Here is a 14,023-nt window from a genome sequence, read left to right on the forward strand (position 1 = left end):
ATAATACTGTTTCAATTTATGGATAAAAAGATATTTTTATGAACAATTTTTAACAGCGGAAGCACATTATAAACATTTTATAAATTTTTCTGTTATATAATATTGAAAAAAAAACTTATAGATCCCAAGGATATTAAAACTGTGCTTGATGATTTAGTAGGATTAGAGATTAGTCGGAAAGAATTACAGAAATTAACTAACTTGCCCGTAAATGATGAACTAATAATTATTAGCCATCGTTTTCAAGGAATATTCAGGAGATTTATAGAAAAAGTTAAAGGTTCTGAAGGAGCGACTGTAGTTTTTATAGGATTGAGTGTATTAGTGGGTAGTTATGTTGCCATTGACCTTCTTATTCGATTTTTTGCAACTTGGGTAGCAATACCATCCTGGTTATTATTAATTATCTTGAGCTTTTTAACTGGTTCTAGCACACAAGGTTTCTTGTATTTTTTTTGGAAGCAAAGGCTGAAGCTGGTTGATAAAAATATGACTCCTTCCTTAAAAATTCTCTTGAATGATGTCGAAAGATATAACTCTGTTATTAAAGCGATAGATATTAACGACCAAATAGAAGAAGCTGGAAATCCGGGAGTCAGTTTAAAAGAAAGACAAAAAGTTCTTGAAGCACTTGAGCTAACAAGAAGCGATCTTGTGCGTGCTTTAAAGACGGAAAGAATCTTAAGAGAGAATAAAAAATTTATTATCAGTAGATCGGAGTTATTTGCCAATAATTTAGCAACATTAACAGCAATGCAAGTCAGCGAACAAGCGAGCGAGCACGGACGCTTGTTGAATGAAGCCTTGCAAATTGCTTTGGATGTCCAACATGAGATGAAAAGTTTACAAAGTCAGGGATAAATGATTGCTCCAATTCAATCCTTTTATCCAAACAGTGTGAATAATGGGTAATTTTAGGTAAGGGTTTGGTTGCAGTTACAAATCCACATAGGTGGGTTTTGCTCGTATAGCCTGCGAATGCTATTTGCTACAAACTCACCTAAATTTTTTCGTTTCTAACAATTACCAAACATTCGTTTGGAGACGAGGTCAGCATATCGTTGAAAGCAGGTGTATGGCGACCGTTTTCATCCACAACCCTACGAAGTGTATATTCCCCAACTCGTGAAAGTCCGCCAAACCAGACGTTCTTTCGTTGCCAAGTGTTTCTATCGTTAGAGTTTTTGTCCTGGATCATTGTGAGCGCTATAATCCACTTTGGAACTGGTAGCCCAAATGTAAAAGGTGTAATTTGCGCTTGCTGTAAGGTTTCATCTTCAAATTGAATTTTGTACGTCAATTGAATGACCTGGATGGCAATCAGTAATATCCATCCACGAACTGAGTTATGAAAAGTCCATTGTAATGGGGCAAAGACGGGTAGAACTAAGGAACGGGTTTGCATATCCCATTCTATATTGTAGAATGTGATGCACTCATCTGGAAGTGGATTGCCATCCATATGGAATACGCCCCTAAGAATATTAGGTAGGTTTGTTTGTGTGATGGGAATCATCCAAGTTGCTATGTTGTCGAGTCGCTTTTTTTCGATCGCTCCAATCATTCCCTGGTTCCTTTCTTACGCAAGTCATCTAAAAAATACTTTTCTGCATTGACTATCGATGAGTAAATCCTTGCAGCACTAAATCATTAGGAGTAACAGCAGTCACTTTTTCAAAATCCCACTTGACTTGTGTAAAGGAGTTCCATTGATATTTTTTAAACAGATACAGACAAAACATTTTCACTATCCCAATAGATAAGGATCTACCGGGACAAGCACGCTCATGTCCTGCTCCGTTCCAAGATACGATATCGGAAAAATCTCGCGTAACGTCAAAGTTATCTGGATTGCTGTATCTGTTGGCGTCACGATTTGCTGTGAAGATCGATCCGAGCAAACGAGTTCCTCTTTGGAAGGGACACCTGCGCCCTCCGATCTCAACCTCACCCCCCTCGGTAGTGAGTTGGCTGACAAATCGCACGGGTGGATACATGCGAGCTGTTTCCAGAATAACTTTATGGGTGAGTGTTAACTGTTCTAGAGCATCTCCACTAGGGGTGTCTGTACCATCCCACACAGCATTCACTTCAGACACGACATCATTTCTTAAGGTCTCATCCAGACACAGAACACCAATGACAGATCCCAAAAGAGCGCTGGTACCTGCAGTTCCAGCAATATGGATCATATCGAAAACAGTGTTAGCAACTTGGTGTGCGTTCAACTGATACTGGCTACCTGTTTCTAGGTAAGATTCCCATCTCGGAGATTGTTTGTATCGCTCGGTCAAACGCTTTCGATGTTGGATGTTAGGAAAAGTTCTAAATGCAAGCAAATACTGACTGATGAAATTTGGTAAGGACGCAAGTACTAGCCCGCTAATGTAATTACGGGATGCCGTAATTTCGGGCTCAGATAATGAAATCTCGAAAACAAGTTGATGCAAAATCTCAAGTAACATCTTTGGCAAATCATTGCCGATATGTACTTGTCCCTGTATGGCAGCCTTTGCTAGCGATCGATCTACTAAATACCCCAATACTTCTGCGTGTTCTGATGGTTCTGGTAAAGCTTGCAAAAATATGGCACGAGCTCCTGTATGCTCGTTACCGTTCATTCCCAAACTAAGTGGATTGTTTAGCAGGTAGCTAGGAGCTAACATTCTAATGATGCCTAAATCATTTCCCCTCACTTGAGGCTCAACGTGCATGAGTTCCCTCACCTTGGAGTGAGAGGTATGCATAATTGCCTGGTCTACTGCAAAAAATTTCTCGCCAATATTGTCCCTGCGGATGTAAAGAAAGTCTGTCCATGCACCGAGAATGATAAAAGCATCCATATAATAAGCCCACAAGCGGAGAAGCCTGCCAATGGGACTGTTGTAACCAACTCTGGCAAGAATACCTGAAAGCCAAATTTGGCGCTCGTGAGCTTGGAGGATTTGATCTTTGTTGGCCATAATGTTACCTTTGATACCTACTAACTATGCAGTAATATTTTCAAACTCCTGACTCCTAATATCATGTCCGGTTGCATACCCGTAGTTGGGACAGACCCGGAGACCCGGAGACACGGGGATGCAAAGAAAGTTTTATTATGGGCATTTAGCCGGACTTGATATAACCGCTATTTTCTAAATATTAATGCTCTGGGGAATTTTGGAAGGCAGCAAATAATTATAGATTGGGCGTTTCAAATTGCGCTGATTGATAGTTGCTTCAACCTGCTTGAGATTGCTCTGAAATTCCTGTAGTAAAGGTTGGACTTGTGGATTTGTAAAGTGTCCTTGCGGGTATTCACCGAGTTTGTTATAGTAAACAGCACTCAGCAAAGCCAGTAAATTATACTGCCTTTGTGCTTGATCTAGGGGTGCGAGCAATTTGAGATAGTCTTCTTCACTCACTTCCTTAGTGAGAGTTGAGGCTGGTGCGTAACCTGCTAGTGGTACGGCAGCTGCGTAACCCATGAGACTTTTCTGGGGAAAGTTAACCGCAGCATGTTGAGCGCTGGCTGTGAAAATAATCAGCGTAAGGGCATCTGCTAGATATTCTCGTGTCTTGATACCTCCATCTTCACCAAAATCAAACACGCGACCGCCATCGTAAGATCGGGCTTCAGCAACCCATGCTTGAAGGGCTGCGTCTTTTTGAATGTCCTCATTAGTGGAGTAGTAAAGGTTTACGTAACTCGAAACCCATTGATGAATGGCATTCCAAACCAAAAGTGCATCATCTCGGTAAGGATATACGGGCAATAGATTGGGATCTTCCACGCCTCGCTGCTTAAATTGCTTTGGTAGGATGGCATTATTGAAACTGTAACTTTGCAACCCGTACACCGCTAAAACCCGAGAGTTATCGATGGTTGCTGAAAGCAATCTATCAACTCCACCACCAGGAGCAATCAAAGCTCGTTGGGCTGCATCGTTAATTGCTAAGGTTCCCTCGAAATGAGGACGCAGAAGTACGCTTAAAGGATGGGTGCGGAGAAGTTGGCGATGGGTTGCAAGTACAAAAGCACCAACGAATAAGTGTGTTCTGGCTAGGTGAGTGACAGCTTCGTGGACATTGGCATCTGCTATCTGGACAACGGTTTTGGCAAACAGCCAAGCATACTTACCGGAGTTAGGGGTGACGATCGGATAATCTGGACCGGGAGTTTGACCGCATTGAATGGCTATCGGGCGCAGCAGACGGTTGGGGTCAGAGCCTTTGGGTAATGCAAAAAGTGCTAAGGGAGCGTAAAGGTATTTTTGATAGTACGGGAATGTCCCGCCGATCGTTCCTTCTAAAATTCCATAATCTGTTAAGTAGAGCCTTCCTTCTTCTCCGGCTGCTGCAAGGGAATCATCAGTTCCCATCACCACCTGGTAATGTTCTTCTGTGACTGGAAAACGATCGCCAGGACTGCTGACTCGCTCAATGATTACGGGATTGTACCCTGCAACTCGCATATAGGCAAACACTTCATCGTCTTGGAATGTTGTTGCGATCGCGGGGACTCCCAGCACTGGGAATAACTTTTCGTAATCATTCAAACTGGTAGGGCGTCCAGTTGGTTGTCCTTCGTACAAAAGCTCAATAACTTTGTTTAAAGAATCTTTAAGAATTGTGATGCCGCTGTCTTTGAGGATAGAAAATAACAGATCGTCGAGTTCTCGGTAATCTCGAGATATACCTTGAGCTAAAATCTGAGGGACAATTTGTAAAACTTTAACAATAATGTTGGTTTGGAAAGGTATTGCTCCTTTCAGCAATACTTCCAGGATAAACAATCTCACATCATCACGGATCGACTCGGAGCCGCGATTTCCTCGGTTAGTAATTAGAGTATTAACAAATAGTCCCCTAACTTGCTGAGCCAACAAAAAGTACCAGGCACTTGCAAAATCTTCTGCTGGAGGTAGCCGATCCACCATAGCCAGAGGTGGGATATGGGTGTAGCTATATTGGTATTCTTGCCTAGCTATGTCCAGATTATCTGCATTTGGGACATTTATCGAATTATCTTGTGATGAAGCAGTCATGGAGACTCCCTAAGTATAAATTTCAGAGAACTTTAGAACTCAATGAAAAACAGCCCTCCTTTACTTTTTTTTAATTAATTAAGTGGTCTAGAAACCTTCACCACTTCAAGATTTTTTAACTGACACACTATTCACAAAAATTTTCTGTATTCCGTGAGTTTTCACTCTGGATTTTATACATCACTGAGTTGTTAAACGCAATACTAGCCAGTGAGATTCCTTGTTTATTGTAAATAGGCAAGCGTAGATCGACAAACCCATGTAACAATATGTAAAAGATAAAAAAATAATATTCTGGCACAATGTAACTCTAAGTCAGAACATTAACGCAGATACTTACCGAGTAACATAGAGAAGTATTATAGAAGCTAAGCCAGCAGACAATCAGGCCATAAATAAATGACGAAGATGATTGTGGTGGTTCTCCCCCAATTTCACGAAAACCAAATCCCAAACCATCGGATCGTGGCTTATCCGAGCGATCGCCAATAGAACATCAACCACCCCATCATAGAGAAGTAGCATCAGATTGAGCCTTGAATTGAATAAACGTGATTTCCCGCAGTCCTTACCGTCTAGCAAGATACCTGACTTTCTGAAAGAAGCCAGGTATCCAACCAATGAGCTTTTTACCTAGTATGGTGGATAAGCAAAGTCATCTTCATCAGGATAGACGTAGGAGGAATTTGAAACTCCTGCCATTGCCATTTTAGATGTTTCTACTTTTGCCGTATCCTTGCCAAACTCTTTATATTCTTCAAAAGTTTTACAAATCACTCCAGATTCCTCAGCATCAGAAGCAATGAGATAATCTGTGAGTGTAGAAACTGTGGGATGTTTGTAATCCACTGTTGAAGCCACTAAAACTGTATTTGGTTCAATTCCTCTTTCTTCGCAGTTTATGATTGGGCAAAAAATCCCGTGAGCGTGAAAGAGAGGACCTTTAGGTGTTACGGGTAGACGACGATATCCAGCATAAGCTTTTTCTAATTCAGCGAGAAATCCGCTTGTTATCCTACCTTGTTGATACTCGCAGTAGCTTTTACTAAAACTTGCTCCTGCTGCACCATTAAGAGTTAATTGTAATGGCGTCTCGTGTAAAAACTTTTTATCTTCCCCTACTAAATAAATTAAATAGCGAGTAAATGTTTTAAATTTAAGTTTGTCTGCTAAAAAAGCATCGTAATTATCTTTGAGTGTTCCTAATTTGATTCCAGTCTCTCGGTCTTTGACAGATAAAGGTCCTCGCCTGACTATGACTACGCGTGGAGTTGTGGTCATAAAGACCGTTTCAACTCCAGAACTAAATTCATGCTCTATTTGCTGCCAGGAGCGATCGCTTTGAAAGCCAACTGCATGAGCATTATCTAGCTTAATCGCTAATCCATAGGGTTGTAAGCCCTCTGTGCCATACCGAGGATTGATCATCTGACACCAAGGAATGACTTGAGAAGCTCTTGCGCTATACTTCTCGTCCTCAAAGTCGAATTTTGCAGATGGTTTCATCATCTTACGGCAGTTCTCAGTGTTTTAAATATCAAGTTTACAAGAAAAAAGGCAGAGGACAGAGGAGCCAGCACTTTATGCGGACAATGCCCGACTTAAAGCGACTGGCGTGGAAGAAGGGAAAGAATCAAGGAAAAAGTAATACTTTTGTATCATTATATCGGGATGATAGACGCAACAACACAGCAGATCTTAACAATCTGCTGTTTAACCTTGGGTCAAGAAACCCGGTTTCTTGAAGAAACCGGGTTTCTATGCCCGCAGCTATATATCAATTTAAATCGCCATAAGGCACAATTTACGATAAGAGCTTCGGATAAAAATAGTGAAAAATACTGTGTGATAGTTAAGACAACTTTTGCTGGTAGAAGTCAACAATTGTTTCAATGACTTGAATCACACTCATACCGTCAGTCTTGATTTCAACAGCATCTGCCGCTTTCTTTAGGGGAGAAACTTTCCGATTGCTGTCTTTCCAGTCTCTTTCGGCAATATCGCGTTCTAATTGCTCTAAACTAACTTCAGGTTGACCGAGTCTTTTGTAATCTTCTTGACGCCGGCGAGCCCGCTCGCTGACAGAAGCAGTTAAGAAAATTTTTACCTCGGCATCAGGAAAAACTTGAGTTCCAATGTCCCTGCCTTCAGCAACTAAACCTCCTTTTTTCCCCCAACTTTGTTGTATCTTCACCAAAGCTTGACGTACAGAACTCTGTGCTGCTACTGTAGAAACTTTGGATGTCACCTCCATAGTACGAATAACCTGGGTAACATCAGTCCCGTTAATCCAAACCCGTACCGGAGCTTGTAAATCCTCGTTAGGGGTAAGTTCTATGAAACACTGGCTCGCGACTTCTGCAATGGAGCACTCATCGTCAAGGGGAATTCCCCTTTGCAGCACCAACCAAGTCACGGCTCGATACATAGCCCCTGAGTCTAAATAAACTAGACCCAGTTTTGCCGCTACCTGACGGGCGACAGTGGATTTTCCCGCCCCCGCAGGTCCGTCTATTGCGATAATGGGTTTGCGATCGCGCAGGACAATGTTGTCAATCAACCGTGTGGAACCAAGACGAGCTGCGATCGCCAGCATCCCTTCCTCCTCTATTGTCTCTATAGGCATCAAAGTATTTGGTTCAACCAATTCAATATATTCCACTAAAACAGAACTCGCCATTGCTATTTCTTGCTGGACTACTGATAAAAGAGTATGGCTCTTGCGAACACCCGTGTGAAACACTGCTTGAGCTTGTTGCAAGCTGCGATACAGCAGGGCTGCTTGCTGATGAAGTTCTGCATTCAAATATTGGTTGCGAGAACTCAAAGCAAGACCCGATGCTTCCCGTACAGTTGGACAAGCAACAATCTCTATCGGAAAATTCAAATCGGCAACTAGCCGTCTAATAATGGCAAGCTGCTGACCATCTTTTTGACCAAAATAGGCGCGGTCTGGCTGTACCAAGTTAAAAAGCTTGGTTACAATTGTCGCTACACCCTGAAAGTGACCCACTCGAGAACGACCACACAAGCCAGATATCATAGCAGATGGCGGGGTAACTTGTGTATCAATAGATTCTTGTATACTCTTCTCGATAACTCCCATTTCTTCCGGAGAAGGAGCAAAAATAGCATCTACCCCAAATTCTTCGCACAATTGCAAATCTTTATCTAAAGTGCGGGGATAGCGTTGATAATCTTCATTAGGACCAAATTGCAGTGGATTGACAAATATACTCACGATCGTCGTGGCATTTTCTTGTCGCGCACGTTCAATTAAACTCACATGACCCTGATGCAAAGCCCCCATAGTGGGAACCAAACCCACTGCTGTTTTAGACCTTGCAGTTATATCATACTGCAGCGGTTTTTCATTGGTTAAAGGTTGAATCTCAAAACGGCGTTTAGCCAAATAGCAGCGTAAAGCAGCAACAGTTGACAGCAATCGCACAAAAATACCCCTAGTTTTTCTAGCTTCTCTCCCCCGTTAGTTTATATCTGAACTGAGGAAGAGATCGGAAACTAGGGGATTGAATGAATTATGAATGCTGAGTGATGAATTATGAAATCAGGTATTGCTTCCCAATTCATAATTCATAATTCATAATTCCTTACCTTCCTAGGACTTCGATACGCACCGGAGCAATACCTGTGCTCATTACACCGAGAATTCTTGCTGCGCCAGCAGAAAGGTCAATAACTCGACCCCGAATAAATGGACCCCTGTCATTAATTCGCACTACAACAGAGCGACCATTGCGGGTGTTAGTGACACGGACTCTTGTTCCAAAAGGTAAGCTGCGATGGGCGGCGGTTAATCCTTCTGGATTGTACCTTTCACCAGTAGCAGTCCGATTGCCAGAACCGTCATAACCGTACCAAGATGCCATACCTTGAAGCGTACCGCGTACTCTGCTAGCAATTTGAGTCGGTAACTTTGGTAGTGAGATTTTTGGAATTTGCAGGGGCGATTGCACGGGTAAATTCGCGATTTCGTTCAGAGGAGCTGCATTACCAAGCAGTCTCCGCATGCGATTGGTTGCTTGCAGTGCGTCTTTTGCCGGGTCGTTGGTTGTATCTGCAAGTCGTGTATCGCCATTAATTTCCACGAGTTCTTTGCCATCAACCTTGATGAGATAGCGCCCTTTCTGTGTTGGCTGATTCTCCGACGTTGGCATTCCTTTAGCAGATTCCCAACTCACTGCAATCTTGTTGGGATCGACTTTATCTAAAACTAACTGATTGATTTTTGCTGCTACCACTGTTGCTCTTTGAACTGGGTCATTAGCTGCAGCTACAGGCTGATTTTTGATGTCCGCACTGTTTCCTATTGAGGAAACCTTTGCTTGGTTCAATCCATCAGTGCTGAAATCTCGTGTACCACCAACCTTGGCACTGGTATCACCAACGGAACCAACCTTAATTCCTGAGGTTGATACAGGCTGTTTACCTACAAAGGTAAGAACAGGAATCTTGCGAAGATAGAGCGTTGCTGCCTGATGCCCTGCTAAATTATGCGTGTGAATTTCCGCGATCGCAGATGCATTTTTAGCAAGGTTTTCTGTCTTTGGTTGATACTCCCCTACTTTCACTACATCTGATGAAGCTACAGTTTGCGAAGTTGAAGCCGTTTCCTTGATTGCTTGAGCGCGACCAATTGACGGTGTGCCAAAAACAGTAGTGAACAGAGCTACAACAGCCCACAAAAGTTTATAATTCATGCGTCCGATATTAAAGCGACTGAAGAACAGAAGTTTCGTTAAATTAGCGGGGTTTTTGATTGTAGAAACGTTACAAAAAGCGTTTCGACACATTCCCAAAATTCAAACTCGTTCCGCTTTCACTTTTTGCTTTTAACTGCATCACACTATCACGAAAAAACGGTGTTGGGGATCGGGGTTTTAGCGTAGGTGTTGGTAACCTTCTCAAATTTTTACTCTCCTTTTTCGCGCAAAACCTTACTCTCACGAGTCTTTTCGCCCTGTATCGCTTTTTTTCTTAAATAAAAAAATTTGTTGTTAAATCTTCACAACATTTATTAATCAAATTAATCAAGACGGTATATACGGTTGTATTTAGAGCTAGTTAATGGTAGCTTAACGAGACCGACAAGAAATTTTACGTGTTTACACGTAAAATTTTCGTCGTGCCACTGGTAAAAAATTTAAAGTTTGAGTCAACAGACCAAACTGTCAAAATCATGCTTTCTTCACAGAAAGAGCCACTAACTCGTGCATGACTTTTACCATCTCTAACATCTCAAATGGTTTTATTACAAGCAGTTTGAAAAAAAAGATTTTTGTAATAACCACGATTACTATTAATTTATTAATGCCAAAAAAAGTTATAATGTACAAAATTAACAAGTTAAAAATATAACTATGTTAAAGAAAATACTTGCAAATGAGCAAGTACATGGTATCTTATCTGCGGCATAAAAAGAAAGCATAAGTTTTGTTATTTAACTAACAGCCCTCATGGCAAAACAAGAAGAATTAAAAATAACTGCATCGTCTGTAGAACCTTTTTTGAGTGAACTGCATTCCCAGTACAAGTCCTTGCAGGATGGCGCGGTGGCTAACTATATTCCAGAACTTTCCAAAGTCAATCCTGAGTTATTCAGTATTTGCATCGCCACTGTGAATGGAGAAGTTTATCAAGTGGGAGACTACAACGAATTATTTACCATTCAATCGATTTCTAAAGTTTTTGTCTACGGACTTGCTCTCGAAGATCGCGGACGAGATTACCTTTTGACAAAAGTTGGTGTTGAACCAACAGGAGATGCATTTAACGCCATTGTTCTTGATGAGGTATCGAAACGCCCTTACAACCCAATGGTGAACGCAGGAGCAATTGCAACCACAAGCTTGATTAAGGGTACAGATGCAATCGAAAGACTCAATCGAATGCTAGATATGTTCCGTCGATATACGGGTCATAATGTATTTGTTGATATCTCGGTATTTACCTCAGAGCGCGTGACAGGACATCGCAACCGTGCAATGGCACACCTGATGTTAAATTTTGGCACGATCGACCAAAGCGTTGATGAAACACTAGATCTTTACTTCCAACAGTGTGCGGTCATGGTAAACTGTCGCGACTTAGCAGTTATGGCAGCAACCCTTGCTAACAAAGGTATTAACCCCATAACAAGAGAACAATCCATAGATAGCCGTTATATTAAAGACATTCTTAGTGTTATGTATACCTGTGGAATGTATAATTTCGCTGGTGAATGGGCTTATAAAATTGGGATTCCAGCAAAAAGCGGTATTTCTGGTGGAATTATTGCAGTTATTCCCAACCGTATGGGCATTGGAGTCTTTTCACCTCTGTTAGACTCGCGAGGTAATAGTATTCGTGGTGTGAAAGTATGCGAAGAACTTTCGCAGAAGTTTGGTTTGCATTTATTTAACTGTTCGCGCCAAGGATTACAGTTTTGTGAGTGATTTAATTGCAAGGGCTGCAAGAACCCTAGCTTCTTGAAGGAAACATCTGTTTAATGGGAGAGATCGACCCTTACTTGGCGCAAAGTCCCGTTTTTCTCTCGATCCGGATCGAGGTGAGAGGTGAGAGCTATTATTTGTCAACGGCATCCTTAACATTCTTAACAGTTCTCGGGGATTCGATCGCTAAGTGCTGACTTCGTTCCAAGCTAGAGATACCCGATCGAAAGCGAGCGCACTCAACAGTCATTGAGTAGCGATCGCTATAGGGATCTCAACGACAAAACAAGTCCCTTTTCCGGGTGTGGAATGACAGTATAGCCGTCCTCCGTGTTTTTCAACAACAATCTGATAACTAATTGATAACCCCAACCCCGTACCAGAACCTACAGGCTTAGTAGTAAAAAAGGGATCGAAAACTTTCTTTTGTATCTCACAATCGATACCACAACCGTTATCAGTAATGCAAATTTTTACAGTGTTTAATCCAGCCAATTCAGTAGAAATTTGAATTGTTGGGCACTCGGAGTTAAGAGTTAATTCTAAGTCTCCAGATCTATGCCTCTTTGCCTCTTCTAAAGCATCAATTGCATTACTCAAAAGATTCATAAATACCTGATTTAAGCTAGAAGCATAACAGTTAACTAAAGGTAATTTTCCGTACTCTTTAATAATGTTAATTTTGCTCCAGTTATCGCTTGCAAGTAAGCGATGTTGCAAAATCATTAACGTACTTTCAATCCCTTCATGAATATCCACCGGCTTCATGATGGCTTCATCCAGACGGGAAAAATTACGCAAGCCCAAAACAATTTTCTGAATCCGTGTTGTTCCCAATTTCATGGATTTGATAATATCGATCAAATCTTTTGTAATAAAATTTAAATCTATATTTGTTATTTTTTCGTCAATTAATGAAGTTTTTATTGGACATTCTTTCTGGTATATCTCAATCAACTCGAGCAAAGATTGTATGTAATCATGAGCATAATTTATATTGCCATGAATAAAATTGATAGGGTTGTTAATTTCATGAGCAATTCCCGCTATCAGTTGCCCTAAGCTAGACATTTTCTCTACTTGAATTAAGTGGCTTTGAGTGCGTTTAAGTTCTTCTAATGCTTGTTCTAAATCTACATTTTTTTGTTGTAACTCAGTTGTCCGTTGCGCGACACGAATCTCTAATTCTTTAAAGGAAGATTCTAATTGTATTGCCATATGATTAAAGGATTGACCTAAGGCTTCTATTTCTTCTATTCCTTTAAAATCAACAGTTTGCTCTATTTTTCCAGAGGCGATCGCCTGACTGGCTATCCTCAATTTCCGAATAGGATCTACAATCCAGTGAGAGGTAAAAATTCCCAATATTGCTGCTACACCTAAAGCACCAAAGGATAGTAATATAGTAGTTTGCGTATTGGCATGGATTTGCTCCATAAAACTGGTTTCTGGGACAACTACAACAACTAGCCAATCTAGCCCAAACTTATCGCGCCAGGGAGCAACTTGAATAAACTGGCGCTTTCCTTGAAGCATAAAGTCAAGATTTTGTTGGCTCTGAATCTTTCTAAAATCGCCATAATGTTTTTTTAGATAGGTAGCTGTAGATTGAATCAGAAAGTCTGTGCTGTTAATAACATTTAGACGTTGTGCTTTCCCATCAGACAAAGTATAAGGCTGTTCTTGACTGGAACTAGCAATAACTAAACCATCACGTTCAATAACAAATGCTTTACCTAAAGAACTAACTTTTAACTTGCGGAGAAAATCACTTATTTGTGCTAACCGCAAGTTAGTTACCAGTACCCCTACAAGTTTGTTTGTCTTGGTATATAGCGGATAACTTGCAGAAATTGAAATAATATTAGGAAAGTTATCCCATTGATAAACCTGGCTCCATACAGCTTTACCAGCTTTAACAGCATCAGTATAAGCTGCTTCTTCTTGAGGATGGTAGTTATCGTAGGATTTTATCAACTTAGTACGATTTCCCTGACTATCCGTAGCGTAAGTATTGGCTTTATGTTGAGTGTTAGTAGAGAGTTCGTCGATAGTAACTTTGTTTGGCTCTAAGAAGATACCAGCACCTGCATATTCTCCAGTGGATAGTACATAGTAAATATAACCAACGTCAAACACGGACATTTGTTTCCAAAAGTAATGTCCTACACCCTGAAAATCTCGCAAGTCTAGTTTTCCCAGTTCAACAGCATTGGCATTAAGCTGATTAATTTGGTGAGGTGTCGCTAAATATCGATCTAGATGCTGGTGAACTCGCGAACTGATTTCCTGCTCCAGTTGATTCGCAAGATCGTTGACAGCCCTTTCTCCATTTTTAAATGAAAAATATCCTATCAAACCTACGGCGCTAAAAATTTGAATCAGAAAAGGAATAATTAAGAATAGACGGAGTGATATTTTCCCAGACGCTATTTTATAAATAATATTTTTTAATAAAAAATTCATATTTCTTCACAAAGTAAGGCTCGTCATTAGTCATTGCTCATTAGTAAGGGTTTCAGGCAAGTTTAATTTTTTAAT

General features: G+C 40.9%; 9 protein-coding genes. 2 read left to right on the forward strand and 7 right to left on the reverse strand.

Going from position 1 to position 14,023, the window contains the following annotated elements; all coding sequences use genetic code 11:
• Positions 1-141: 141 nt before the first annotated feature.
• Positions 142-861 carry a hypothetical protein gene (locus AB0756_RS36690; protein ID WP_038083066.1) on the forward strand — a complete coding sequence of 240 codons (720 nt, stop codon included), beginning with the start codon at positions 142-144 and terminating at the stop codon, positions 859-861.
• A 139-nt stretch (positions 862-1,000) separates the two neighbouring features.
• Here the strand turns inward: AB0756_RS36690 and AB0756_RS36695 are convergent, their stop codons facing one another.
• The 6 genes from AB0756_RS36695 to AB0756_RS36720 form a co-directional block, all read right to left on the reverse strand.
• On the reverse strand, positions 1,001-1,564 hold the full coding sequence (locus AB0756_RS36695; RefSeq protein ID WP_038083058.1) for a hypothetical protein: 564 nt from the start codon (positions 1,562-1,564) through the stop codon (positions 1,001-1,003).
• Positions 1,565-1,616: 52 nt separating this feature from the next.
• Complete coding sequence (locus tag AB0756_RS36700; RefSeq protein ID WP_038083059.1) at positions 1,617-2,963, reverse strand: cytochrome P450; 1,347 nt, start codon at positions 2,961-2,963, stop codon at positions 1,617-1,619.
• 174 nt (positions 2,964-3,137) lie between these two features.
• Positions 3,138-5,030 (reverse strand): lipoxygenase family protein, encoded by a 1,893-nt coding sequence (locus AB0756_RS36705; RefSeq protein ID WP_038083060.1) that lies wholly within the window; start codon positions 5,028-5,030, stop codon positions 3,138-3,140.
• Positions 5,031-5,663: 633 nt separating this feature from the next.
• Positions 5,664-6,536, reverse strand: coding sequence for a DUF5895 domain-containing protein (locus AB0756_RS36710; RefSeq protein WP_038083067.1), 873 nt, complete (start codon positions 6,534-6,536; stop codon positions 5,664-5,666).
• Between the two features lie 346 nt (positions 6,537-6,882).
• Positions 6,883-8,481, reverse strand: coding sequence for a bifunctional pantoate--beta-alanine ligase/(d)CMP kinase (locus tag AB0756_RS36715; protein ID WP_038083061.1), 1,599 nt, complete (start codon positions 8,479-8,481; stop codon positions 6,883-6,885).
• Positions 8,482-8,641: 160 nt separating this feature from the next.
• Positions 8,642-9,751 carry a septal ring lytic transglycosylase RlpA family protein gene (locus AB0756_RS36720; RefSeq protein WP_167844719.1) on the reverse strand — a complete coding sequence of 370 codons (1,110 nt, stop codon included), beginning with the start codon at positions 9,749-9,751 and terminating at the stop codon, positions 8,642-8,644.
• 756 nt (positions 9,752-10,507) lie between these two features.
• On the opposite strand from AB0756_RS36720, the gene glsA reads away from it, so the two are divergent.
• On the forward strand, positions 10,508-11,485 hold the full coding sequence (gene glsA, locus AB0756_RS36725) for a glutaminase A (RefSeq protein ID WP_050045628.1): 978 nt from the start codon (positions 10,508-10,510) through the stop codon (positions 11,483-11,485).
• Positions 11,486-11,728: 243 nt separating this feature from the next.
• Here the strand turns inward: glsA and AB0756_RS36730 are convergent, their stop codons facing one another.
• Positions 11,729-13,948, reverse strand: coding sequence for an ATP-binding protein (locus AB0756_RS36730; protein WP_050045627.1), 2,220 nt, complete (start codon positions 13,946-13,948; stop codon positions 11,729-11,731).
• Positions 13,949-14,023: the final 75 nt, after the last annotated feature.

This window comes from Tolypothrix campylonemoides VB511288_2, from assembly GCF_045999855.1.
Taxonomy (GTDB): domain Bacteria; phylum Cyanobacteriota; class Cyanobacteriia; order Cyanobacteriales; family Nostocaceae; genus Scytonema; species Scytonema bouteillei_A.